The organism is Actinacidiphila polyblastidii (genome assembly GCF_036353415.1).
GTDB lineage: Bacteria > Actinomycetota > Actinomycetes > Streptomycetales > Streptomycetaceae > Actinacidiphila > Actinacidiphila polyblastidii.
Genome location: NZ_JAZEWV010000016.1, coordinates 79,052 through 102,305 on the forward strand (window position 1 = coordinate 79,052; position 23,254 = coordinate 102,305).

The window sequence follows — 23,254 nt, forward strand, 5'->3', positions numbered from 1 at the left end:
GGATACGCCCGGTCACACCAGGCTCCAGCCGATGCCGTCCAGAATGTCGTGTTCCGACACGACCACCTCGGCCGCGCCGGTGCGCTCCATGATCCGCAGCAGCACCAGGGCACCCGCGCCGATCACGTCCACCCGGCCCTCGTGCATCACCGGGATCGCGGCACGCTCGGCGTGGGTGGCGTGCAGCAGCCGTCCGGTGATCTCGCGCACCTGCTCGCGGGTGATCCGCGCGTGGTGGATGGCCGCGGAGTCGTAGGCGGGCAGGCCGAGCGCGATGCCGGCGATCGTGGTGACCGAGCCGGCCAGCCCGACCAGGGTGCGGGCCTGCTCCAGCGGCACCTCGCGGGCCGCCTCGTCCAGCGCCCGGTCGATGTCCGCGGTGATCGCGGCGACCGCCTCCGCGGTGGGCGGATCGGTGATCACCCCGTCGTGCACCAGGTGGCGCTCGGTCATCCGCACGCAGCCGACGTCCACCGAGCGGGCCGCGGTGACCTCCCGCCCGCCGAGCACGAACTCGGTGGAGCCGCCGCCGATGTCGACCACCAGGTACGGGGTGGCCAGGCCGTGTCCACCGGTCAGCTCGCGGGTCGCGCCGGTGAAGGAGAACTGCGCCTCCTGCTCGCCGCTCACCACCTCGGGCCGCACGCCCAGGATGTCCACCACGCCGCGGACGAAGTCCTCGCGGTTGTCGGCGTCCCGGGAGGCCGAGGTGGCCACGAACCTGACCCTGCCGGCCGGCACCCCGTGCCCGGCGATGACCTCCGCGTACTCCCGGCAGGCCGCGAAGGTGCGCTCCAGCGCCTCGGGCGCGAGCCGGCCGGTGCGGTCCACGCCCTGGCCGAGCCGGACGATCCGCATCCTGCGGTCCAGGTCCTTCAGCTCGCCGGTCGCCGGGTCCAGGTCGGCCACCAGCAGGCGGATGGAGTTGGTGCCGCAGTCGATCGCGGCCACGCGCGTCGTCACTCGGACTCCTCAGCGGATTCGGCGCCGGGGACCTGCGGGCGCGGCACGCAGGGGCCCTTGGCCCACCAGTCGGGCAGCAGGGCGAGCGTCTCGTCGCCCAGCGGGTTGACGCCGGGGCCGGCGGCCAGCGCGTGCCCGGCCAGCACGTGCAGGCACTTCACCCGGTCGGGCATGCCGCCCGCGCTCGGGAAGCCCTCCAGCACCTCGATGGCGTCGCGGCGGGCGAGGTAGTCCTCATGCGCCGCGCGGTAGCCGGCGGCCAGCTCCTCGTCCACCGCCAACCGGGCGGTCATCTGCTTCATCACGCCGTCCGCCTCCAGGGTGCCGATGGCGGAGGCCGCGCGCGGGCAGGTCAGGTAGTACAGCGTCGGGAACGGCGTGCCGTCCTCCAGCCGCGGCTGGGTCTCGACCACGTCGGGGTTGCCGCACGGGCAGCGGTGCGCGACCGCGCGCAGACCGCGCGGCGGCCGCCCGAGCTGCTCGCGCACGGCGGCGGCGTCGTCCGCCGCGAACGCCTCGCGGCCGGGCGGCGCGGGGTCCGCTCCCGCGGCGGGGGCCGCGGGGGCGGCCGGGTCGTGCTGCTCGGCGGGGACGGGCCGCTCGGCGGGGTCCGGGTGCTGCGGAGAGCTGTTCATGAGCCGTTCTGCCTGGGGGCTTCGGGGGTGGCGGTGTCGGGGCGCCGCGGGGTCGGGGTGAGGCGCGGTCGGGTGGGCGCGTCGCGCCGGGCGGACGCGGTGCCGTCGGCGGGCGTGGGGCTTTCGGGGCGTCAGCGGCGCGGGGCCGCGGCCGCGTCGGCCCGGTCGAGGCCGTCCCACAGATTGTCGTACCACGGGCGGTGCGCGGCGGCCTCGCTCGTGGCGCCCCGGCCCTGCGCGGGTCGCGCGGTGGCCGAGGGAACGCCGGCGAGCTGGTAGCCGGTCTCACCGGGCATCACGTAGTGCAGGTGCTCGCGGGCCTGGGTGCGCACGTAGTCGGGGTCCCGCCAGCGCGCCTTCTCCTCGCGCAGCTGCTGGACCCGCTGCGCCGCCTTCTGCGCCTCGCGCCGCTGGTCGGCGATGTCCGAGCGCTGCGAGACGTACTGCCGCATCGGATAGGCGAGGGCCACCACCAGCGCGCACAGCACGAGGGCCAGCAGCGCGGCGCGGCCGGTCAGCTTGTTGCGCCGGACCGGGCGGCGGGCCGCGGCACGGTAGACCCGGGCCTGCGCCTCCTGGCCGATCGCCTTGAGCCGGGCCGTGGTGGAGAAGCGGTCCGCCGCCACGCCGTGCCTCCCCTCGCCTTCGTGCGCGCCGTGGTGCGCCGCGGCGTGCACGCCGTCGCCCGCACGCGGCCACGCCCCTGCGCCAGTACGTCCCCGCACACGGTACGGGACCGCGTGCGGGGACGTAGGGAGGCGGGGGCCGTCAGCCCTTGAAGCGGGGGAACGCCGAGCGGCCGGCGTAGACCGCGGCGTCGTCCAGGATCTCCTCGATGCGCAGCAGCTGGTTGTACTTGGCGACGCGCTCGGAGCGGGCCGGGGCGCCGGTCTTGATCTGGCCGCAGTTGGTGGCGACGGCGAGGTCGGCGATGGTGACGTCCTCGGTCTCGCCGGAGCGGTGCGACATCATGCACTTGTAGCCGTTGCGCTGGGCCAGCTCGACCGCGTCCAGCGTCTCGGTGAGCGAGCCGATCTGGTTGACCTTGACCAGCAGCGCGTTGGCGGTGTCGTTGTCGATGCCCTTCTGCAGGCGCTCGGGGTTGGTGACGAACAGGTCGTCGCCGACGATCTGCACCTTGGCGCCGAGCCGCTCGGTGAGGACCTTCCAGCCGGACCAGTCGTCCTCGAAGAGCGGGTCCTCGATGGAGACCAGCGGGTAGGACGCGACCAGGTCCTCGTAGTACTCGGTCATCTCGGCGGCCGACTTCTCGCCGCCCTCGAACTGGTACTTGCCGTCCTTGTAGAACTCGGAGGCGGCGACGTCCAGGGCGAGCGCGATGTCCTGGCCGGGCGCGTAGCCGGCCTGCTTGATGGCCTCGACGATCAGGTCGAGGGCGGCTCGGTTGGACTCCAGGTTCGGGGCGAAGCCGCCCTCGTCGCCGAGGCCGGTGGACAGCCCGCGGGACTTCAGCACGCCCTTGAGGGTGTGGTAGACCTCCGCGCCCCAGCGCAGCGCCTCGGAGAAGGACTCCGCGCCGATGGGGGCGATCATGAACTCCTGGATGTCGACGTTGGAGTCCGCGTGCGAGCCGCCGTTGAGGATGTTCATCATCGGCACCGGCAGCACGTGCGCGTTCGGGCCGCCGAGGTAGCGGAAGAGCGGCAGGTCGGACGCCTCGGAGGCGGCGTGCGCGACGGCGAGCGAGACGCCGAGGATGGCGTTGGCGCCGAGCGAGGACTTGTCCGGCGTCGCGTCCAGGTCGAACATCGCCTGGTCGATCAGCCGCTGCTCGGTGGCGTCGTAGCCGACCAGCTCCGGGCCGATCTGCTCGATCACGGCGAGGACGGCCTTCTCGACGCCCTTGCCCTGGTAGCGGTTCTTGTCACCGTCGCGGAGCTCGAGGGCCTCGAACGCGCCGGTGGAGGCGCCGGACGGGACCGCGGCACGGCCCGTGCTGCCGTCGTCGAGGCCGACCTCGACCTCGACGGTGGGGTTGCCTCGCGAGTCGAGGATTTCCCGGGCTACGACGACGTCGATGGACGGCACGTTGTCTCCTTCGGTGAAGCAGTGATGTCTCTCGTCTTTTTCGGGACGAGCCTAACCGGCGCGGGGCCCGGGTCCGGCCGTCGGCCCGGCCCGTGAGACGGAATACCCCGGCCGGGCACGTCGGGGGGAGAGCGTGCCCGGCCGGGGTGTCATGGGCGGTGAGGACTCCGCCGATCCCGCGTCCGCGTCCGGCCCGGAGGCCGGCCGGTGTGACGGCTGAGGTCAGCCGAGGTGCAGGTGCTGACCCGGGTAGATCAGGTCGGCCTGCTTCACCGTGTCGTGGTTCAGGGCGTACAGCTTCTTCCAGCCACCGGCCACGTGGTGGGCCTTGGCGATGCGGGAGAGCGTGTCGCCGGAGACGACCGTGTACGAGCCGCTGCCCTTGCGCCAGGTGTGGGCGGCCGCCGCCTTGTGCGTGGCGGCCGGCGCGGAGTGGGTGGACGCCGCGGTGCTGCTCTTGGCCGGTGCGGCGGTGGAGCTGCTGCTGCTCGACGAGCTGCCGGCGGAGGACGAGCCGCCCGGGTTGATGTCGGGGGACGGGCCGCCCGCGGTCAGGCCGCCGGCCGAGGCGCAGGACCAGGCGCTCGGGCCCTGCAGGGCGAGGAGCTTCTCGGCGATCGCGATCTGCTGGTCCTTGGTGGCGAGGTCGGCGCGCTGCGCGTACTGCAGGCCGCCGGCGGCCTCCCAGCTGGACTGCGAGAACTGCAGGCCGCCGTAGTAGCCGTTGCCGGTGTTGATCGACCAGTTGCCGCCGGACTCGCACTGGGCGACCTTGTCCCAGGTCGCGACCGAGGCGGCGGAGGCGGAGGTGGAGGCCATCAGCGGGATCGTGACGGCGGTGCCGGCCACTCCCGCGAACGTGGCGAGACGGACGAACTTCTTCGAGGCACGACGGTGCTTACCCATGGTGTTGTGTGTCCTCACCGACGCCTACGAGGTCAGCTGTCGGGTTCGGACGTGAGTTGCCCGGCCGGTCCGCGTGGTGCGGCGTTCGGCTTCACCCCTAGCCGGACCGTGGGGCGTACGCGTGGCAGCGGATGCTGTCCGTTGCTGCGCGGCGTACGTCGTCCGGTCCGGCGGAAGACCTTGGGTCCCCCGCTCCTGCCTGCGGCGCTTTCGCGTCGACAGTTCCCGTCGGGCGGCGGCAGGACTCGGCGTTCCGTACCGGCGGGGCTCGCTGTGGCGAGCGGTTAGACGTTAAGCACACCCCGGGGGCGAGTTCAAACATTCCGATATCGGACATCAACTGCGGTGGCTCGCCCGAGAGGTGTGCAGAACCGCAGGTCGGAGGGGCGGAGCTGAGCGCTCTGCGAGCGGGCGGTCACGGCGGCCCGGGAGACCCTTGTCACATCTCCGGACGCCCCGGAAAATCGATACGTCCCTTTTGTTCTCCGGCCGCCACGCCCCCTTGCCTCAGACGAGGTTGAGGATCTGTCCGGGTTTGATGAGGTTCGGGTCGTCGCCGATCAGCCGGTGGTTGGCGTCGTAGAGCGCGCGCCATCCGCCGTCGACGTGATGGGCGCCCGCGATGCCGGCGAGCGAGTCGCCCGATCCGACGGTGTACGTGGAGGAATCCGACGCGGAGTCCGAACTGCCCGAATTGCCGCCGCCGACGCTCCCGTTGGCGTCCGTGGTCGAGAACACCTCGGTGCGGCTCGCCCGGTCCGCCGCCGCGAGCTGCTCGTCGGTCGGGTTGTACGGCTTGCCGTGCCGGCCCGTGACGGGCGCCGAGGGAGCGCCGGTGCCGGCCGGCGGAGGCGTCCCGTCGGCCCGGCCGGGAGGCGCGGCGGCGGTGGAGCCGGGTATGGACGTGGAGGGTGCGCCGGGCGCCGTGGAGGGCGTGCCCCCGGTGGGCGCGCCGGGGTCGGTGGCGGAGCCGCCGGCCGGCGTCGTGGGGTCGCCCGGGTCACCGGGGGCGGTGGTGGGCGCGGTGGGCGAGCCGGAGCCGGACGGGGAGCCGGTGCCGGAGCCGGTCACCGGGCTCGTCGTCGGGCCGGCCGAACCGGAGCCGTCGGCGGGGGCCGTGGGGCTCACCGTCGGGGCGCCGCCGGTCACGGGCACGACCGGGGTGACCGCGCCGCCCGGGTCGACCTGCGGCGGTGCGGTGTCCTTCAGCAGGCCGGTGCCGTCCTCGCAGCCGGGCCAGGCGTCGGGGCCGAGGTCGGCCAGGATCCTCTCGGCCACGGCGATCTGCTGGGAGATGGACGCGAGGTCGGGCCGCGGCGCGTACTGGTCGCCGCCGTACTGGTCCCAGGTCGTCTGGGTCACGGCGAGGCCGCCGAAGAAGCCGTTGCCGGTGTTCGCGCTCCACAGGCCGCCGGTCTCGCAGATGGCGACCTTGTTCCAGGTACCGGTGTCCGCGGCCTGCGCGGCTGTCGCGCCGAGCAGCGGCAACGCCATCCCGGCTCCTGCCGCGGCCGCGGTCGCCACGGTCACCACGGCGGCCGGGGCCGGCCTGGGTCGTCGGTGCCGGCCGTTACCGGACGAGAGCATGCGGTCGCCTTTCGTTCTGGCCTTACGCGCCCTGCGCCGGTTCCGCCGCCCGTACGTGCCGAGCGGAGCGGCGGTCCGTGCGCCTGAGGGGCAGGCGCGTCCCGCGAGCCGTGCGTGCCTCGCGTTGACCGCAGAACGTAGCGGTCTTGGCCAACGGATCACAAGTCGGTGTAGCGATCATCACGTCAGGATCACGGTCATGACGCAGCGTCACTCTCCCTGCGGGGCGCGGGGCGTGAACGCCACCGGCAGCGTACGCAGTCCACGCATGATCAATCCGCCACGCCAGCGAAGTTCCTCCGGATCGACGGCCATCCGCAGGTCCGGAAGGCGCGTCAGCAGCGTCGCGAGCGCGATCCTCGCCTCCAGCCGGGCCAGCGGCGCGCCCAGGCAGTAGTGGATGCCGTGCCCGTACCCCAGATGCGGATTGTCACGGCGCGCGAGGTCGACGGTGTCGGGCGCGTCGAAGCGCGCCGGGTCGCGGTCGGCGGCCGCGAGCACCACGAGGACCGGATCGCCGGCGCCGATCCGCTGGCCGCCCACCACCGTCTCCTCGGTCGCGTAGCGCCAGGTGGCCAGCTCCACCGGGCCGTCGTAGCGCAGCAGTTCCTCGACCCCGGTCTCCAGCAGGGCGGTGTCGCCGCGGGCCAGCGCATCCTGGAGGGCGGCGCGCTGGGCGGGGTGGCGCAGCAGGGTGTGCACGCCGTTGCCGATCAGGTTGACGGTGGTCTCGAAGCCCGCGAAGAGCAGGATGAAGGCCATCGCGGCGGCCTCGTTCTCCGTCAGGTGCTCGCCGTGGTCGCTCGCCCGGATCAGGCCGGAGATCAGGTCGTCCCCGAGGTCGCCGCGCTTGCGGTGGATCAGCTCGACCAGATATGCGCGCATCCGCTTCACCGAGCGCGCGACGCCGCCTCGCGGGCCGCCGCCGTGACGGATCATCATCCCGGCCCAGTCCCGGAAGTCGTCCTGGTCCTCGGCCGGCACGCCCAGCAGGTCGCAGATCGCGTAGATGGGCAGCGGGAAGGCGAAGTCGTGGATCAGGTCGGCTTCGCCCGCGGCGGCGAAACCGTCCACGAACCGGTCCGTCAGCTCCTGCACGCGCGGCGCGAACGCCGCCACCCGGCGCGGCGTGAACGCCGTCGACACCAGCCGGCGCAGCCGGGTGTGGTCCGGCGGGTCGATGTTGAGCAGATGCGTCATCAGGTCGGCGCCGCGCTCCCCCGGGATGCCGGTCCTGCCCTTCGCCCGCGACTCCCCCGCGTGGTGCGCCGGATTCTTGCTGAGCCGGGCGTCCGCGAGGGTCTCGCGGGCGTCGGCGTACCGCGTCACCAGCCACGCGCCGACGCCGCTGGGCAGTTCGGTCCAGCGCACCGGGGCGTGCTCGCGCAGCCAGGCGTAGGCGGGGTAGGGGTCGGTGGCGAACTCCCACCCGAACAGCTCGGGCACGGCAGCGGCCGCGGGAGCGGCCGCGGCCGCCGACGGGCTCGCGTGCGGGTCGGCCGGGCGGTCGGCGGGGGCCGCGGGGCAGCCCGCGGGCGCCGGGTCGCTCGGCGTCCCGGGGTCGGGGTGGGCGGGGTCGGTCATGCCCCTGACGGTATAGGGCCTGCTGCGAGGCCCGCTCAGGTGCGCGGGCCCGCGTCCGGACCGGTGGCGTGGCCCGCGGACTGGCCCGCGTCCGGGCCGGTGCCGGTGGCGTGCCGGCCGGTCCGACCGTCGGGGGCGTCCGTCCCGGCCGCGAGGCGGGCCGCCTTGGCGTCGGCCTCCGCCTTGCGTATCGCGGTGCGGTAGCGGCGGGCGGCGTGGCGCAGCGCCGCCTCCGGGTCGACGCCCGCGGCTTGGGCGGCGCCGGCCTCGGCCAGCAGGTGGTCGCCGAGCGCCGTCTCGTCGTCGTAGCGGGGCGCGGCCGGGGCGGCCGGCAGCGGCAGTCCGGCACCGCGGGCCCGGTCGGTGAGCTTGGCGGCCAGCGCGAGCGCCGGGGAGGCCAGCGGCACGCCGTCGGTCACCGAGTCACGGGCCTTCTCCACGCCCTTCAGACGCACCCAGTTCTCCCGGACCTGCTCCGGGGTGTCCGCGGTCTCGTCGCCGTAGATGTGCGGATGGCGGTGCACCAGCTTGTCGACCAGTCCGGCGGCCACGTCGTCGATGGAGAACGGCTCCTCCGGGTCCTCCTCGGCGATCGCCGCGTGGAAGACCACTTGGAGCAGCACGTCGCCGAGCTCCTCCCGGATCGCCGTCCTGTCGCCCTCCTCGATCGCCTCGACGAGTTCGTACATCTCCTCGATGCCGTACTTCGCGAGGTCCTCGTGGCTGCGCAGGCTGCTCCACGGGCACTGCGCGCGGATGGTGGCCATCACCTGGACGAGGTCGAGCAGCCGGGCGCCGGGCAGGTCGTAGGAGCCGGGCAGCAGCTCCAGGTCGGGCATCCGGACGCGTCCCGACCCGCCGAGCCGGGAGAGCTCCGCGGTGACCGCGGGGGCGACGCCGCCGGACGGCGGAAGGTAGACGACGCTGCGGCCGCCGGCCGTCGCGTCCACCAGTTCGGCGCCGGTGGGGTCGGCGATCTCCACCCGGACCCCGGCCTCGCGCAGGAACGGCAGCTGCGGGTGCCCGGGGTCGGTGCACACCACCTGGTCGGCCTCGCGCAGCGCCCGCCAGGCCGGCCAGGACAACTGGCCGGGGGCGACCCGGTGGCTGGTGGCGAGCAGCACCAGCCGGCCCGTGGCCGGACCCCTCTCGGCGTCCGCCGCGCCGTCCGGCCGGCTGTGCGTCTGGTCGTTGCTGCGGTCAATCTCGTTCACACCACGAACGTACCCCGGACCCGGGATGAGCGGTCCACCGAACAGCCGGCCTGTGGATAACTCACGCGCCGGGCGGGACCGCCGCGGCGCTCGGCGTCTTGTTCACCACCCACGGGTCGGTCGCGGTGCCGATGACCGCCTTCTTCGCGTCCCAGGCGCCGTAGCGCGGGTTCACGCTCACGCCGAGGGAGTCGGCGGTCTTCACGATGGTCTTGAGCACCGCCGCGTTGCCCCCGTCGCTGCCCGGCTGGAAACCCAGGCGCTGGATCAGCTTGCCGACGGTCACGTTCGTGCGGAAGAAGCCGTCGACGGCCGAGGGGCCGACCCCGTACTGGGAGAGCAGCGTCGTGTCGAGCTGCTGCTCGTTGCCGGCGAACTGCTGGAGCGCGGCGCCGCGCTCCTGCTGCACCTCGGCGTCGGTGACGGTCACCCCGGCGTCGGAGGCGGCCTTGGAGATGACCTCGTTCTGCACCAGCATGCTCAGGGTCTGCGTGGACAGGCTGCCGCTGGCGTCCACCAGCTGGTCGCCCTGCGCGGACTTCGCCTCGGCCGAGCGCACCTCGTCGACCTTGGCCTGGAGCGAGGAGACCGTGATGCGGTGGTCGCCGACCACGGCGGCCGCACCGGGATGCGCCGGTCCCGAGCCGCACGCGGTGAGCGCGGGGGATGCCATGAGCAGCCCCAGGGCGGCGATCGAGACGGCGGTGCGGCGGCGGACCATGGTGCCTCCCGGCAGGAGAACGAACCTCGCGTTGCTGAAGTGGTGATCGCTCCCGAGGATATTGATCCGGGCCCGCGGATATCCAGTACTCGGCACAACGCGATCCTTTCGTGCGAACGCTGTGTGCCGGCTGTGCGTCCGCCCGGCCGCTGCCGGCGGCCGGGTCGGCGGGTGGCGGCGGGCGGCGTCAGCTCGTGACGGCGACCGGCGCGTCCCAGGCGTCTCGGTCGACGGTGAGCGTCACGCCGCCGTAGGTCTCCTTCGCCCCGACCTGGTACTGGTGGCCGCGCCGGTGCCCGGTCCACAGCCCGGAGGAGAAGGGGAAGCCGCTGGTGGTGCTGTCGGCGCCGTCGTAGCGGGCGTACCACAGGGCGTCCGGCAGGTCCGGGGTGACGCCCTCGGCGTGCGCGACGGCGGCCGCGCTGGAGGAGGTGAACCCGTAGAACCCCGCCCAGTAGCCGCGGGCGTGCAGCGCCTTGTCCCATGCCTGGATGTACGTCAGCACGGCGCTGACGCACGCCGCGTCGCCGGTGTCGTACGACTCCATGTCCAGGTAGACCGCGCTGGAGGCGCGCATGCCGAGCGCCTCGGCATCGGCGACCGCGTCGGCGCCGTCGGACGCGCCGAGGGAGGCCGCGGTGGACGCGGAGAGGCGTTCGGGGTTGCCGCTGTCCTGGCAGGGCGGCTGCGCGCCCACGTAGATCGGGACGAGCTTCCAGCCGCCGGCGCTGACAGAGCGCACCCAGGAGGCGGTCAACTGCGGCTGCGCGCACCCCCGGTTGCGGCCGCCTATGTAGACCGCGGCGGCGCCGTAGGGGCCGGCGCTCCGCCAGGCGCTCATCCTGGTGCTGCTGGGCGCGGTGCAGGTGTCGAAGGCCAGGCCGGTGAAGACGTCCGCGGTGGCGGGGTGCGGCGGCCCCGCGACGGTCGCGGGGCCGGCGGGTCCGGCCGGCTTGCCGGTGGCCTTGGCGGAGCCGCCGGGCGTGGCGTGACCCGTGCCGCTCGGGCTCGCGGTGGGCGTCCTGCCGCTCACCGAGGGGGTGGCCTTCGCGGAGGAGGCCGGCGCGCCCGGAGATGCGGACGAGCCCGGCGCCCCCTGGGAGGCGCCAGGCGCGGCCGTGCCGCCGGCGCTCGCCGCGACGGCGGCCGTGCCACCCGCGTGCGAGCCGCCGCCGGAGGAGGACGCCGACGCGGCGAGCGCCGCGCCCCCGGCTATCACGGCGACAGCTGCCGCGACGCCCGCATAGCGGTACCACTTCGGCCGGGATCTGGGCAGACGGCGGTGCGACACGGTGGTCCTCATGGCGGCTCGGCACGGACGACGGAGTGGTTCCTGGGGCGTGTGGAGCCCGCCCGTGCCCGTGCGCTTCCTACCTGATCGCGCCCGGAGCGGGGCAAGTATGCCGCGCCGCTCCGGAGCTGACAATTCCGCCCCGGCGCCCCCGGATACGGCTACCCGCGCCCCGGCGGCCGACGGCTCAGGCGGCGCACTGCGCGAGCATCGCCTGCTTGTCCGCGGCGGTGACCGGCAGCGCGTACTTCAGCGACACCTGGGCGACGCGGACGGCGTAGGAGCACCGGACGCGGGAGCTGGGCGGCAGCCAGCTCGCCGGTCCCGAGTCGCTCTTGGCGCCGTTCGACGGGCCGTCGACCGGGATCAGGTTGAGCGGGTCGTTGGCGATCTGCTCGCGCTTGTCCTTCGACCAGTGTGCGGCGCCCATCTGCCAGTCGTACGACAGGGGCATCACATGGTCGATCTGCACGGTGGTGGCGTGCGTCTTGGTCCAGTCGATGGTGTGGCCGGTGTAGGGGTCGTGCAGCGTCATGGACGTGATGACGCACTTGGATCCGGAGCGGTAGCGGACGTCGTCGCCGTCCCGCTTGAGCAGGTCGTTGCGGGTGTCGCAGCCGTTGTGCGCGAAGGGCACGCCGGGCGCGGAGTCCGTCCACGCGTATCCGAACTGGTCCCTGCTGTAGCCGGTCTTGGGCCCGCGGCCCTTCACCGAGACCTTTCCTATCAGCACCCGCGCCTTCGCCTTGTCCGCGGACGAGGTGATCGCGGCCAGGCCCGCCTTGGTGCCGTCCGGGTTGTCCAGCGGGCTCACCGCGCGGCCGTCGGAGGCGGCCGGGCCCGAGCCCGCCGAAGGATTGCCGGCCCCGGAGTCCGGCGCCGCCGTCTTCAGGTCCTTGCAGCCCGCCACGCCGACGGCCGCGGCGAGTGCCGCCGCGCACGCCAGCATCCGGGTGGTCCGACGGGCCGTCCGCCGGGTGCTCGCTATGTCCATCTGCGCCCCTTCGAGGTCACGGCCCGCGGGCCGGGGGGCACACCCGGCCCCATGTGTCCATGTGCCCCGAGCAGCGAACAGTACGACCTGCCCGCCGGGTTGGGCCACGCGACACCGGGTGCGCCGGGCGCGCGGGGCGGCGCCCGTGTTCCCATGGACCCATGACCGGACTACTGCGTGAGGGTTTCGGCGCGACCGGACCGGGGGCCGTCACCCCCGACGGCTGCGCGGTCGAGCTGTACGAGCGGCTGCCGGCCGGCGACCAGCCGGCGGTGATCGCCGCCGCTGTTCCCGCGGGGGCGCGCATCCTCGAACTGGGCTGTGGAGCAGGGCGGATGACGCACCCGCTGGTCGACCTCGGCTTCGACGTCACGGCCGTCGACGAGTCCGCCGAGATGCTCGCGAAGGTCCACGGCGCGCGGACCGTGCACTCCTCCATCCAGACGCTGGACCTCGGGACGCGCTTCGACGTGGTGCTCCTCGCGTCCTTCCTCGTCCACGCCCACGACCCCCGGGTGCGCCACGAGTTGCTGGCCTCCTGCCGCCGTCACGTCGCCGACGGAGGCTGCGTCCTGCTCCAGCGCGAGGGCCAGGGCTGGCACGAGAACCTGCCACGCGAGTCACCGCTCGGCTCCGACGGCGTGGCACGGGTGCTGTCCTCCGAGCCGGCCGGCCCCGGCGTGCGGTCGGTGCACGTGGAGTACGTGTACCCGGACGCCCGCTGGACCCAGACCTTCCTGTCCCGGCCGCTGACCGCCGAGGAGTTCGAGTCCGCCCTGACGGCGGCGGGCCTGGCGGCGGACGCCACGCTGACGCCGGACGGCGTCTGGGTGCGGGCCCTGCCGGTCTGAGCCGCGCCCGCGCGGGGGCACGCGCCCGGGGGCACGCCCCGCGGGGACGCCGGGGAGGCGGGGGCGCGTGGTGTCTTCGGCTCTTGGGCTATCCCTGGACCTGGACCAGCCAGGCCAGGGTGCGCCGCACCTCCGCCGGGAAGGGGTGGTGCGGGCCGTGCACCCGCTCGGCGTCGTAGAGCAGCCGGGTGAGCACCTCCCTGGCGCCCGCCCGGTCGCCGACGGACAGCAGCAACTGGCCGATCCTGCGCCGGATGCCGAGCGGCACGCCGGGGTCGGTCGCGGCGTACTGCTCGAAGTACGGGAGCAGGACGCGGTACTCGGTGAGCGCGGCCCGGGTGTCGCCGAGCTGTTCCAGACACTGCGCGGCCTCGTACCGGAACTGCAGTGCCTGGCGGTCCGCCCCGCCGTACTGCCCGGCGAACTGCTCGGACAGACGTCGCAGTTCGGGCAGCGCGCGGCGGTACTGGCCGTCCTCCATCAGCGTCGCCGCATACTGCTTGCGCAGGGTGCGCAGCACCGGTGAGCCCTCGCCGTGCCGCTCGGCGGCGGCCGGGATGATGCCGCCGAGCATGTCCACCGCCTGCGTGATCCGGCCGGCGTCCAGCAGCCGCTTGACCTCGTCGACCGCGGTCGCCAGGTCGGCGCCCGCCGCGGCGGGCGCCGGGGCCGGTCCCGGGTTCGCCGGGGGCGGCGCCGGACGGTCCGGCCAGGGCGCGTGCGGCCGCAGGAACGGCCGGGTCGGGTCCATCGGGCCGGGCGCCGGCTGCGCGGGACCGGGCGCGGGCAGCAGCGACGCCAGCTCCCGGTACACGTCCTGCGCGCCGGCCGGACGGTGCTGCGGATCCTTCGCGAGCAGCCTCAGCACCAGGGACTCCAGCGGCTCCGGCACCTCGGCCCGCAGCTGCCGCAGCGGGACCGGCGCCTCGTACAGGTGGCGGTGCAGCACGCCGAGAGCGGTGGCTCCCGCGAACGGCACCTGCCCGCTGAGCAGTTCGTGCAGCAGCACGCCCAGCGCGTACAGGTCGGTGCGCGGCCCGACGGCGCCGCCCATGGCCTGTTCCGGCGCCATGTAGGCAGGGCTGCCGATCGGCGAGCCGGTGTGCGTCAGCCGGGTGGTGTCTGTGTCCATCACGGAGGCGACGCCCAGATCGAGCACGGTGAGGGTGCCGTCCGGACGGACCATGACATTGCGCGGCTTGAGGTCGCGGTGCACGATCGGCACCGCGTGCACGGCGGACAGCACCGCGCACAGCTGGGCGGCCACGGCCACCGCCCACGGCCACGGGTAGGGGTCGTGCTCGGCCAGGTGGTCGCCGAGGTCGGCGCCCTCCACGTACTGCATCACCAGGTACAGCTCGTCGCCGTCGCTGCCCGCGTCGTGCACCGTGACCAGGCCGGGATGGTCGACCTGGGCGGTGACGCGGCACTCCCTGTCGAAGCGCTGCCGCAGCTCGGAGGCGTCCTCACCGCCCGCGACCCTGTCGGGACGCAGCAGCTTCACCGCGACCCTGCGGTCGAGCCGCCGGTCGTAGGCGGTCCACACCTGCCCCATGCCGCCCTGCCCGATGACGGTGGACAGCTCGTACCGGCCGGCGATGAGCCGACCGATCACCGGCCCTCCTCCTTGCGGAGGTAGTCGCTCAACTCGTCCAGTTCCGCGCGGACCTGGTTGAGCCGTGCGGGGGTGGCCTGCGGCGCGGGCGTGGCGGGCGTGGCGGCCGGATGCGGAGTGTGCGGTGCGTGCTGCGCCTGCGGACCGTAGCCGTACGGCGGCTGGCCGGGCGTCCCGGTCATGCCCGGCGCGGAGGGCGTCGCGGGCCCGCCGGGTATCGGTCCGCGGGCCGCGCCGTGCAGCGTGCCGGCCGCGTAGGGGTGAGGCGGCAGCGGCCGGCCGTAGGAACCGGCGGGCGCCGCCCCCTTGGCCTCGGACGAGGACCAGAGGATGTCGGCGACGAGGAAGTAGACCGGCACGGCGAGCATGCACACGAAGATGCCCGCCGCCCCGACGTTGCTCTGCGGGCTGTCCTCGTCGGACACGCCGATGAGGATGAAGCCGCCGATGCCGAGGACCGCGACGACCGGGAGCAGCGCCCAGTCCAGCGTGCGGCGGCGCATCAGCGCGAGCCGGAGCACCGAACCCCAGGCGGCCACGCCCAGGGTGACGAGCGGGAGCACGGTGAACAGCACGCGCAACCCGATGACGAGCGCCCTGCTCGGTGCGGGCGGCGGTGCTGTGCCGGGGCCGTACATCGCGTGCTCCTGGTCATCGGACGGACCGTCGATTTGACGATGGCGAGAGCGTATCGGCCGTGGACGACAGCCGTCGCCCGGTCCCGCACGACCTGTGGATAACTATTCGGGACGCACCGTGCCGTCGGTCAGCCCGTCGTGCAGTCCCCGCACCAACTGCTCGCCGAGCAGCGACGCCTGGCGCAGCGCCTCCTCGAATCCGGCGAGGGTGCGGAAGCGCTCGCCGTACCGCCGCTGGTCGGACGGGGGCAGCCGGGGCACCTGGAGCCGGCGCACGTCGAGCCGGGTCGATGTGGACGCGTAGCTGCTGGCCTGGCGGTTGTTGGCGGTACCGCGCAGGAATCCGGCGAGGAACCACGGGTCGAGCGCGGCGGTGTCGGGCCGCAGCAGGTACACGTTTCGCCCCAGGGCCGCGCCGGCGGTCGCCTCGCCGATCACCCGGGCCACCGCGCCGCCGCCGAGCACCGGCACCACGACGTCGCCCGCCCGGACCAGCACGGGCTCCTCCGCGGGTCCTTCCGGCGGGGCCTGGGGCAGCACGCCGGTCGGGCCGCCGCCCGCCACCACGTCGTGCTCGGTGAGCACGGCCGGAGCCGGCCCCGCGTCCGGGGCGGGCGCGCTGCCCGCGCCGCCGGCCCGCATGAGCAGAGCGCCGGAGCGGGCGAGTTCGCCGATGGTGGTGGTCGGCCAGTGCGCGGGCTCGCCGGCGGCCGGCGGCGCGGGAGCGAGTTCCGCGGTGCGGCGCAGCGTCGCGGCGAGCCGGTCGCGGACGGCCTCCAGAGCGGCGGCCCCGCCCGCGGCGGGCGGCGGGAGGTGCCGGGCGGGAGCCAGGTCGACGTCGTCGTCGAGGAGTTCGATCACCGGCACCGCCCTGCTGACGCCGGGCCGCGACTCGGTCGTGCCGAGCACGTCGAAGGCGTGCCAGGCGTCGAGCACTGTGGCCCTGAGGGTGTGCCAGGGCGTCTTCTCCGCGCCCTGCCCGGAGATCGCCGCCGCGTCGACGACCAGCAGTTCGGCGCCCGGCCTGTGGTCCGCGGCGGGCTTGCGCAGCACCCAGAGGTGCAGCGGGATGCCATAGGGCGGGGCAGCGCCCGCGGGCAGCGCGATGACGGCCCGCAGCGTGCCGCGGCGCAGCAGGTCGGCGCGGATCCGCCGGCCCGACCGGCGCGACGCCGCCGCGGGGGGCATCAGCATCACCACCGCGCCGCCCTCGCGGACGTGCGCCAGGGCGTGCTGGAGCCAGGCGAGTTCGGACTCCGTCCGGGCCGGGAAGCCGTACTCCCAGCGGGGGTCGTACCCCAGATCGTCGTGCCCCCAGTTGCGGTCGTTGAACGGCGGGTGGCAGAGCACCGCGTCCACGGCCGGGCCGGGGAAGGCGTCGGCGCGCAGGCTGTCGCCGGCCCGCACCCGCACCCGGACCCCGGGGTCGGTGGCCAGCGCGAGCCGCAGCGCGGTGAGCGCCGCGAGGTCCGGATCGGCCTCCTGCGCCAGCACCGCGTCCACCGCCCCCGCGGCGCGCAGCAGCGTCCCGCTGCCGCATGCCGGGTCCAGGACGCTCCCCGGCCGGTCGCCGGCCAGCGCGGCCATCAGCCCGGCCGGGTCGGCCGGGGTGAGGGTGAACTGCCGCGGATTGGCGTCGAGATAGCGGCCCAGCAGGAACTCGTACGCCTGGCCGGGTCCGGTGTCCAGGGCGAGTCGGGCGGTGGCGCGCAGCAGCGGCACCGCGTCGTCGAGGGTCTGCGGCAGCCGCACCGGGTGCCGGCGGCCGAACCGCGCGGCGAGGACGCCGTGCAGGTCGGCGGGCAGGCGGACGGCGAACTCGGCGTCGGTGGCTCCGGTGTACGCGGCCGACGCCTCGGGGCGCTCGCGGATCAGCATCATCAGCGCGCCGGCGAGCCGCAGCGCAGCGGGAGTTCCCGCCGGATAGGCCTCCGCCTGCTGCCAGACCCGTTCGTGCAGCGGTACGACGGCGAGCTTGCCCTGGTCGCGCAGCCAGCGCTCGACGGCGGTCAGTTCGAAGGTGGGGCTGGCCTCGGTGCCTCCGACGGGCCTGGGGAAGTCGCCGTGGCGTCGTCGCCAGTTGCTGACCGCCGCGCGTCCGACGCCGGCCAGCCTGGCGATCGCCGCCGCGGTCACCTCGCTCGCGTGCTCCGGCATGCCCGCCGACTCCTCTCCCCCGCCCGCCCGCTGTGTCGCCGAGCATACCCACGACCACCCGCGGGATCGCTTCACAGAGGTTTTCCACAGGTTCGAAGTTGTGGTGTTGACCCGGTTCACACGCCATGGTCTCATTGACTCATTGGTCAGCGGACCGGGCGAGGCCGGTCAGGCCGCCGATCCGCTATCACCACCTCTCGTTTCCGGAAGGCATCCCATGCGCCAGCACCTCATCCGCCACGGCACGGCCGCGGCACTGTGCGCCACCGTCGCGCTCGGCCTGACCGCGTGCCAGGGCAAGGGCGACGACGCCGGCAAGAGCGGCTCCACCGCCGGCCCCTCCGGCAGTTCGCCGAGCGCGAGCGCTTCCACGCACCCCACTCCGCCCCTCCTCACCGGCGCCGAGCTGACCAAGGCCCTCGCGCCGGAGTCGCTCTTCGCCTCGGGTTTCGCGGTGAACCCGGCGAACACCCAGGACACCGGCGGCGACTACCAGGACGCGACCGACGAGCACCCGGCCAAGCCGGACTGCACCAAGCTCCAGACCAACGCCTGGGTCGCCGTCACCGGCATGACGGGCGCCTCCTTCACCCAGCAGAACCGGATGAACGCCGCTCACACCGCGGAGGCCGACCAGGAGATCGACGTCTTCAAGGGCACAGGCGCGGCCACCGCGATGACCCGGGTCGGCGCGGTCGGCGCGGACTGCCCCTCCTTCATCGACTCCGGCACCCGCTCCCAGGTGAAGGTGACGGAGAAGAAACTGCCCGGCCTGGGTGACGACGCCTATGTGATCACGCTGACCTCCGCCGGCTGGCAGACCGGCAGCACCCTGATAGCCGCCCGCGTGGGCACCGCCGTGATCTCGGTGTTCTCCGGCGACGACAGCGGGCACAACGGCCGGGGCACCGCGGAGAAGGTCGCGCGCCACATAGCCGGCCAGCTCAAGGGCAGGGCCTGACCCCGCCGGACCAGCCTGACGGACATCGGCCCGGCCTGACCGTTCCCGCTCCGGCTCCAGTGCTGGCTCCGGCGCCGACTCCGGGTGGCGCACGGCGGACAGGGGCCACGACCCGGTTCCGCGTCCGCCGGTCAAGGACCCGTTCCTGACGGCCCATCACCTATCTTTCGGTGCAGATCATCCCGCACGACCGGAAGACGGTGCATATGGACAACGCCAGAGCTGTCCTCCCCGCGCAGGAAGGCGGGCCCGAGGACGTGCCGGGCGCGGCGCCCGAGCGGTCGGGGCGCGGCAGGTTCCGGCGCGGACGCCGGGGCGGCTCTGACGGCGGCGACGCACGCGGCGCCCTGTGGCGCGGGGGCCGATGGGACCCGTACACGCTGTCCGCGGTGCTCTTCTGCGTCTACGCGGCGGTCTCGCTCACCCGCTACCGGCGGATGGACAGCATGTCGTGGGACCTGGGCATCTTCGAGCAGGCCGTGAAGTCCTACGCCCACCTGCACGCACCCGTCGCCGACCTCAAAGGCCCCGGCTTCAACATCCTCGGCGACCACTTCAGCCCCATCACCGCACTCCTCGCACCCTTCTACCGCCTCTTCCCCACACCCGTCACCCTCCTCACAGCCCAAGCACTCCTCTTCGCCCTCTCCGTCATCCCGGTCACCCGGGTCGCGGCACGCCTCCTCGGCCGGGGCAGGGGCGCCGCGGTGGGAATGGCGTACGGGTTGTCGTGGGGAGTGCAGCGGGCGCTGGACTTCGACTTCCACGAGATCGCCTTCGCGATGCCGCTGCTCGCCTTCTCACTGGAGGCCGTGCTCCGCAGACGGTGGGCGGCCGCGATGTGGTGGGCGCTGCCGCTGGTCCTGGTGAAGGAGGACATGGGGGCGAGCGTGGCGATGATCGGGGTGGTGGTGCTGCTGCGGACACGGCGCGGACGGGGAGCCGACGACCGGGAAGGAGGGAGCGAGGACGGCGCGGCCAGGGCGTACGCGCCGGCACTGGTCGCCTTCGGCGTGGCGGCCTCGGCGTGGGAGATCAGATGGTTCATCCCGTACTTCCACGGCCCGGGGTACGACGCGCTGAACCACCTCGACGGCGACGGCGCGCTCACCGGGCACATCCCGGCCGCGACGGCGGTGCGCACGCTGCTGTGGATCCTGCTGCCGGCCGGTGGGCTGCTGGCGCTGCGCTCCCCGCTGCTGCTGGTGACGCTGCCGACGCTGGGCTGGCGGTGCCTGTCGCACTACCCGGAGAACTGGGGCACCGGCTGGCACTACAGCGCCGTGCTGATGCCGGTGGTGTTCCTGGCGCTGGTGGACGCGATCGCCGCCCTCGGCGCGGTCGAACAGGACGGTTCGTCCGGCGCGGTCGGAGGGGGCGCGCCGGGCGGGCCCCGGCCATGGCAGCGGGCCGGACGGCGGGCGCGGGGGCTCACGGCGGCCGTGGCCGCGGGGGCTCCGGCCGCGACGGCGGGGGCGGCGCTGGCCCTGTGCGCGCAGTTGCCGGTCGCCGGGCTCACCCACCGCGCGACGTACACCGCGGACGCCAGGACCCGGGCGGTGGAACGGATGCTGGACCGGATTCCGGACGGCGCCACGGTGGAGTCCGACGTGGGACCGCTGGGACCACTGGTGCGGCGGACCACGGTGTACTGGATCGGCGGCACGCAGGGCTTGGCGCCGCAGTACATCGCGCTGGCGGACGCCTCCGCGTGGCTGCCGGACGCGGCGGGCACCGCCGGCCGACTGCATCCCGGCGTCCGGTACGCGGTGCTGGCCGAGGCCGGCGGCGGAGTGGTGCTGCGCCGCGAGTGAGGTGGGGCGGCCGGATTCGACCGCCTCGCGGACGTTCGGCTCGTCCCACGGGTCCCGCCGGCACAGCCTCGTCCCGTATCTTTTCCGGCAGACCCCGACCCCGTTTCCATGGGAGGACCACGATGGACAGGGCCGAGGCCGTCATACCGGCACAAGGCGGCTCCCCCGCGGGGAGCGCCGCGGCCCACGCGTCGGCGCCCGGCAGCGCGGATTCGCAGGAGTCAGCCCCGCCGCCCGGGTCGCGGCTGCGCCCGCCCGGGACACGGCTGGACCCGTACCTGCTGGCGACCGCGTTCTTCGTGGCGTACGTGCTGCTCTCGGTGACGCGGTACCGGCGGATGCTGACGATGTCGTGGGACCTGGGCATCTTCGAGCAGGCAGTGAAGTCCTACGCCCACCTGCACGCACCCGTGGCCAACCTCAAAGGCCCCGGCTTCAACATCCTCGGCGACCACTTCAGCCCCGTCACCGCACTCCTCGCACCCTTCTACCGCCTCTTCCCCACACCCGTCACCCTCCTCACAGCCCAAGCACTCCTCTTCGCCCTCTCCGTCATCCCGGTCACCCGGGTCGCGGCACGCCTCCTCGGCCGGGGACGCGGACTGGCGATCGGCGTCGGGTACGGGTTGTCGTGGGGAGTGCAGAAGGCGGTCGAGTTCGACTTCCACGAGATCGCCTTCGCGATGCCGCTGCTCGCCTTCTCACTGGAGGCCGTGCTCCGCAAACGGTGGGCGGCCGCGATGTGGTGGGCGCTGCCGCTGGTGTTCGTCAAGGAGGACATGGGCGTCACCGCGGCCGCGATCGGGGTGATCGTGTGGTGGCGCACCCGCCAGGAGCCCGACCCGGCGACGGACGGCTCGGCCGCGGCTGACGGCCCGGACGCCGACGGCGAGGACTCCGCCGGCGAGGAACGCCAGGTCCACGCAGGCAGCGACGACAGCGCCGACACCGAAAGCAGCGAGGACCGCGAGAGCGTCAGGCGGCGGATGTCGGACGGGCTGCGCTACGGGCCGTGGGCGATCGGCCTGGCCGGCTTCGGCGTGGCCGCCTCCGCACTGGCCTTCGGCGTGATCATCCCGGCGTTCAACAGCGCCGGCGGCTACGACTACTGGAACAAGCTCAACGGCAACGGCGCACCGATGCCCGGCCATATCCCGATGGCCACCGCGGTGCACACACTGCTGTGGATCCTGCTGCCGACGAGCGGGCTGCTGGCGCTGCGCTCCCCGCTGATCCTCGCCGCGCTGCCCACCATCGGCTGGCGGTTCGTCTCGCACGACGACCACTACTGGGGCACCGACTGGCACTACAGCGCCGTGCTGATGCCGATCGTGGTGATGGCGCTGGTCGACGCGGCGGACCGGTCACGCCACAGCCGCATGCCGTGGCTGCGCTCCTACGCCTCGGGGGCGCCCGCGGCGGTCGCCGGGGCGGCCCTCGCCCTCACGCTCACCCTGCCGCTCGCCTCGCTGAGCCACGGCGACACGTACAAGGTGGACGCCCGCACCAAGGCGATCGAGCACCTGCTCGACGAGATCCCGGACGGCGCCACCGTCGAGGCGAACGTCGGGCCGATCAGCCGGCTGGTGAGCCGGACGACGGTGTACTGGGTCGGTGACACCCCCGGCGTGGTCCCCGACTACATCGCCATCGACAACTCCGACGGCTGGGCGGGCGACCCGGCCACGTACGCCACGCAGCTGCATCCCGGTGTGACCTACACCCCGGTCGGCAACGCCGAGGGCTACGTGGTGCTGCACCGCGGCTGAGCCCGCCCCCACCCCGCCCCACCCCGCCCACGCCAGGGGACGAGAGCCGGGACCACGAGCGCCCCGCCCCCAGGACAGGGGGGCGGGGCGCTCGCGTGTGTCACAGGCCTGCCTACACCGCTGAAGCGGATCAGCAGGAGAGGTTGGAGCCGGTCGGCACGCCGAGGATCGCGGCGTAGCTCTGGTACTTGCTGACGCGGTCCTGGACCTCGGCGGGGTTGCCGCCGTTGCACTCGATGCTGCCGTTGATGCTGCGGATGGTCTCACCGAAGCCGGCGCCGTTGACCATGGCGTTGTGGCCGGTCATGGTGCCGGGGCCGGTCTGGGTGTCCCAGTACCACAGGCCGGTCTTCCAGGCGACGGCCGGATCGGTCTCGACCAGGCCGGGGTTGTCCAGCAGGTCGATGCCGAGGGAGTCGCCGGCCGCCTTGTAGTTGAAGTTCCAGCTCAGCTGGATCGGGCCGCGCCCGTAGTACGAGTAGGTGCCGGCCGGGCAGCCGTAGGGCTCGGACGCGCAGTAGTTGCCGGACTTGTCGATCTCGGTGATGTAGACCAGACCGCCGGTCTCGTGGCTGACGTTGGCGAGGAAGGCGGCGGCCTCCTGCTTCTTCACCGTGTCGCTGCCGGTGGTGGCGAAGGCCGGGTAGGCGCTGAGCGCGGCGGTCAGGCCGCTGTAGGTGTAGAAGGAGTTCCGGCTCGGGAACATCTGGTTGAACTGCGCCTCGGAGACGACGAATCCGCCGGTGCCGCCACCGCCGCCCGTGGTTCCGCCGGTCGTGCCGCCGGAGCCGCTGCAGGTGTAGGGGCTCCAGAACCAGGTGCTGATCGTCGGGTCGTAGCCCGGGTTGTCGTGCGTGGCGATGTAGTAACCGCCGTTGGTGTACTTCACGATGTCGCCGGTGACGTAGTTGTGGCCGGCCGCCCAGGCGGGGTAGCTACAGGTCGAGCCGCCGCCGGTGGTGCCGCCGCTGCCGCCCGACGAGCCGCCGCAGGCGCCCTCGTCGGCCCAGACGTCGGCGGCGCCGGGCGTCTCGCCCTGGGTCCACCACTTCGCCTGCCAGTTGTGGCTGTTGTACGAGGCGGCCATGCCGCCGGTGTAGACCGAGGCGGAGTTCCACGGCGACGCGCAGGTCGCGGCGGCCGCGGGGGACGCCATCGGTATCAGGATCGCGAGGCCCACGACGGCCGCGAGTGCGGTCAGGAACGCGATGATCCGGTGTTTCGACACGTGACCACTCCTTATGGGGGTTCGAGTGGGGTCGCGCCCACCCTCCCACGAATTGGTCTGGACCTGTCAATAGTCCAGACCAATTCCCCCTCCCGCGCCGCCTCTCACTCCCGCACCGCGCCCGCATCCCCTACCGCACCGGCGTCCCGTACCGTGTCCGCGTCCCGCACCGCGTCCGACGCACCGCGACCGGCTCCCGTGCCGTGCACAACCATTCGGGTCGGCCCCGAGTCTCGGTTCACGGGGGCCACGCCCCCCGTTCACCGACCGCACACCG

General features: G+C 73.9%; 19 protein-coding genes. 4 read left to right on the forward strand and 15 right to left on the reverse strand.

Features of this window, described 5'->3' with window-relative positions; genetic code table 11:
• Nucleotides 1-12 precede the first annotated feature (12 nt).
• The 11 genes from V2S66_RS20230 to V2S66_RS20280 all read right to left on the reverse strand — a co-directional run bounded on the left by V2S66_RS20230 (nt 13) and on the right by V2S66_RS20280 (nt 11,944).
• The gene (locus tag V2S66_RS20230; RefSeq protein WP_330797292.1) at nt 13-963 is read right to left on the reverse strand and encodes a Ppx/GppA phosphatase family protein; all 951 of its coding nucleotides are present in this window, start codon (nt 961-963) and stop codon (nt 13-15) included.
• On the reverse strand, nt 960-1,598 hold the full coding sequence (locus V2S66_RS20235; RefSeq protein WP_330797293.1) for a DUF501 domain-containing protein: 639 nt from the start codon (nt 1,596-1,598) through the stop codon (nt 960-962). Before V2S66_RS20235 ends, V2S66_RS20230 begins: the two co-directional genes overlap by 4 nt.
• Before the next feature lie 131 nt (nt 1,599-1,729).
• Nucleotides 1,730-2,224 carry an FtsB family cell division protein gene (locus V2S66_RS20240; protein WP_330797294.1) on the reverse strand — a complete coding sequence of 165 codons (495 nt, stop codon included), beginning with the start codon at nt 2,222-2,224 and terminating at the stop codon, nt 1,730-1,732.
• 142 nt (nt 2,225-2,366) lie between these two features.
• On the reverse strand, nt 2,367-3,647 hold the full coding sequence (eno, locus tag V2S66_RS20245; RefSeq protein ID WP_330797295.1) for a phosphopyruvate hydratase: 1,281 nt from the start codon (nt 3,645-3,647) through the stop codon (nt 2,367-2,369).
• A 222-nt stretch (nt 3,648-3,869) separates the two neighbouring features.
• Entirely contained in the window at nt 3,870-4,553 is a 684-nt protein-coding gene (locus V2S66_RS20250) for a transglycosylase family protein (RefSeq protein ID WP_330797296.1), read from the reverse strand.
• A 507-nt stretch (nt 4,554-5,060) separates the two neighbouring features.
• Nucleotides 5,061-6,047 carry a transglycosylase family protein gene (locus V2S66_RS20255; protein ID WP_330797297.1) on the reverse strand — a complete coding sequence of 329 codons (987 nt, stop codon included), beginning with the start codon at nt 6,045-6,047 and terminating at the stop codon, nt 5,061-5,063.
• A gap of 303 nt (nt 6,048-6,350) precedes the next feature.
• Nucleotides 6,351-7,724, reverse strand: a complete 1,374-nt coding sequence (locus V2S66_RS20260) for a cytochrome P450 family protein (RefSeq protein ID WP_330797298.1) — start codon at nt 7,722-7,724, stop codon at nt 6,351-6,353.
• Between the two features lie 35 nt (nt 7,725-7,759).
• Nucleotides 7,760-8,851, reverse strand: a complete 1,092-nt coding sequence (locus tag V2S66_RS20265) for a nucleoside triphosphate pyrophosphohydrolase (RefSeq protein ID WP_330797336.1) — start codon at nt 8,849-8,851, stop codon at nt 7,760-7,762.
• A 148-nt stretch (nt 8,852-8,999) separates the two neighbouring features.
• Nucleotides 9,000-9,659, reverse strand: coding sequence for a SurA N-terminal domain-containing protein (locus V2S66_RS20270; protein WP_330797299.1), 660 nt, complete (start codon nt 9,657-9,659; stop codon nt 9,000-9,002).
• Between the two features lie 187 nt (nt 9,660-9,846).
• On the reverse strand, nt 9,847-10,950 hold the full coding sequence (locus V2S66_RS34570) for a glycoside hydrolase domain-containing protein (RefSeq protein WP_413966438.1): 1,104 nt from the start codon (nt 10,948-10,950) through the stop codon (nt 9,847-9,849).
• A gap of 187 nt (nt 10,951-11,137) precedes the next feature.
• Complete coding sequence (locus V2S66_RS20280) at nt 11,138-11,944, reverse strand: HNH endonuclease family protein (protein ID WP_330797300.1); 807 nt, start codon at nt 11,942-11,944, stop codon at nt 11,138-11,140.
• 161 nt (nt 11,945-12,105) lie between these two features.
• Between V2S66_RS20280 and V2S66_RS20285 the strand changes: the two genes are divergently transcribed.
• Nucleotides 12,106-12,795, forward strand: coding sequence for a class I SAM-dependent methyltransferase (locus tag V2S66_RS20285; protein WP_330797301.1), 690 nt, complete (start codon nt 12,106-12,108; stop codon nt 12,793-12,795).
• An 88-nt stretch (nt 12,796-12,883) separates the two neighbouring features.
• Here V2S66_RS20285 and V2S66_RS20290 read toward each other — a convergent pair whose 3' ends face one another.
• The 3 genes from V2S66_RS20290 to V2S66_RS20300 form a co-directional block, all read right to left on the reverse strand.
• Nucleotides 12,884-14,410, reverse strand: coding sequence for a serine/threonine-protein kinase (locus tag V2S66_RS20290; protein ID WP_330797302.1), 1,527 nt, complete (start codon nt 14,408-14,410; stop codon nt 12,884-12,886).
• Nucleotides 14,407-15,048, reverse strand: a complete 642-nt coding sequence (locus V2S66_RS20295; protein ID WP_330797303.1) for a hypothetical protein — start codon at nt 15,046-15,048, stop codon at nt 14,407-14,409. Before V2S66_RS20295 ends, V2S66_RS20290 begins: the two co-directional genes overlap by 4 nt.
• Nucleotides 15,049-15,150: 102 nt before the next feature.
• The gene (locus V2S66_RS20300) at nt 15,151-17,205 is read right to left on the reverse strand and encodes an N-6 DNA methylase (RefSeq protein WP_330797304.1); all 2,055 of its coding nucleotides are present in this window, start codon (nt 17,203-17,205) and stop codon (nt 15,151-15,153) included.
• A 217-nt stretch (nt 17,206-17,422) separates the two neighbouring features.
• Here V2S66_RS20300 and V2S66_RS20305 point away from each other — a divergent pair, with 217 nt between their 5' ends.
• The 3 genes from V2S66_RS20305 to V2S66_RS20315 all read left to right on the forward strand — a co-directional run bounded on the left by V2S66_RS20305 (nt 17,423) and on the right by V2S66_RS20315 (nt 21,749).
• Entirely contained in the window at nt 17,423-18,166 is a 744-nt protein-coding gene (locus tag V2S66_RS20305) for a hypothetical protein (RefSeq protein WP_330797305.1), read from the forward strand.
• A 206-nt stretch (nt 18,167-18,372) separates the two neighbouring features.
• Entirely contained in the window at nt 18,373-19,980 is a 1,608-nt protein-coding gene (locus V2S66_RS20310) for a DUF2079 domain-containing protein (RefSeq protein ID WP_330797306.1), read from the forward strand.
• 122 nt (nt 19,981-20,102) lie between these two features.
• A complete protein-coding gene (locus V2S66_RS20315) occupies nt 20,103-21,749 on the forward strand; it encodes a DUF2079 domain-containing protein (protein ID WP_330797307.1) in 1,647 nt (548 codons plus the stop codon).
• Between the two features lie 130 nt (nt 21,750-21,879).
• Here V2S66_RS20315 and V2S66_RS20320 read toward each other — a convergent pair whose 3' ends face one another.
• Nucleotides 21,880-22,977 (reverse strand): glycoside hydrolase family 19 protein, encoded by a 1,098-nt coding sequence (locus tag V2S66_RS20320; RefSeq protein ID WP_330797308.1) that lies wholly within the window; start codon nt 22,975-22,977, stop codon nt 21,880-21,882.
• Nucleotides 22,978-23,254 lie beyond the last annotated feature (277 nt).

Excerpts from the sequence above, each read along its gene's own strand:
- V2S66_RS20235 (WP_330797293.1), bottom strand. The coding sequence starts at position 1,598 with ATGAACAGCTCTCCGCAGCACCCGGACCCCGCCGAGCGGCCCGTCCCC.
- V2S66_RS20250 (WP_330797296.1), bottom strand. The coding sequence starts at position 4,553 with ATGGGTAAGCACCGTCGTGCCTCGAAGAAGTTCGTCCGTCTCGCCACG.
- V2S66_RS20255 (WP_330797297.1), bottom strand. The coding sequence starts at position 6,047 with ATGGCGTTGCCGCTGCTCGGCGCGACAGCCGCGCAGGCCGCGGACACC.
- V2S66_RS20260 (WP_330797298.1), bottom strand. The coding sequence starts at position 7,724 with ATGACCGACCCCGCCCACCCCGACCCCGGGACGCCGAGCGACCCGGCG.
- V2S66_RS20270 (WP_330797299.1), bottom strand. The coding sequence starts at position 9,659 with ATGGTCCGCCGCCGCACCGCCGTCTCGATCGCCGCCCTGGGGCTGCTC.
- V2S66_RS20280 (WP_330797300.1), bottom strand. The coding sequence starts at position 11,944 with ATGGACATAGCGAGCACCCGGCGGACGGCCCGTCGGACCACCCGGATG.
- V2S66_RS20285 (WP_330797301.1), top strand. The coding sequence starts at position 12,106 with ATGACCGGACTACTGCGTGAGGGTTTCGGCGCGACCGGACCGGGGGCC.
- V2S66_RS20295 (WP_330797303.1), bottom strand. The coding sequence starts at position 15,048 with ATGTACGGCCCCGGCACAGCACCGCCGCCCGCACCGAGCAGGGCGCTC.
- V2S66_RS20300 (WP_330797304.1), bottom strand. The coding sequence starts at position 17,205 with ATGCCGGAGCACGCGAGCGAGGTGACCGCGGCGGCGATCGCCAGGCTG.
- V2S66_RS20305 (WP_330797305.1), top strand. The coding sequence starts at position 17,423 with ATGCGCCAGCACCTCATCCGCCACGGCACGGCCGCGGCACTGTGCGCC.
- V2S66_RS20310 (WP_330797306.1), top strand. The coding sequence starts at position 18,373 with ATGGACAACGCCAGAGCTGTCCTCCCCGCGCAGGAAGGCGGGCCCGAG.
- V2S66_RS20315 (WP_330797307.1), top strand. The coding sequence starts at position 20,103 with ATGGACAGGGCCGAGGCCGTCATACCGGCACAAGGCGGCTCCCCCGCG.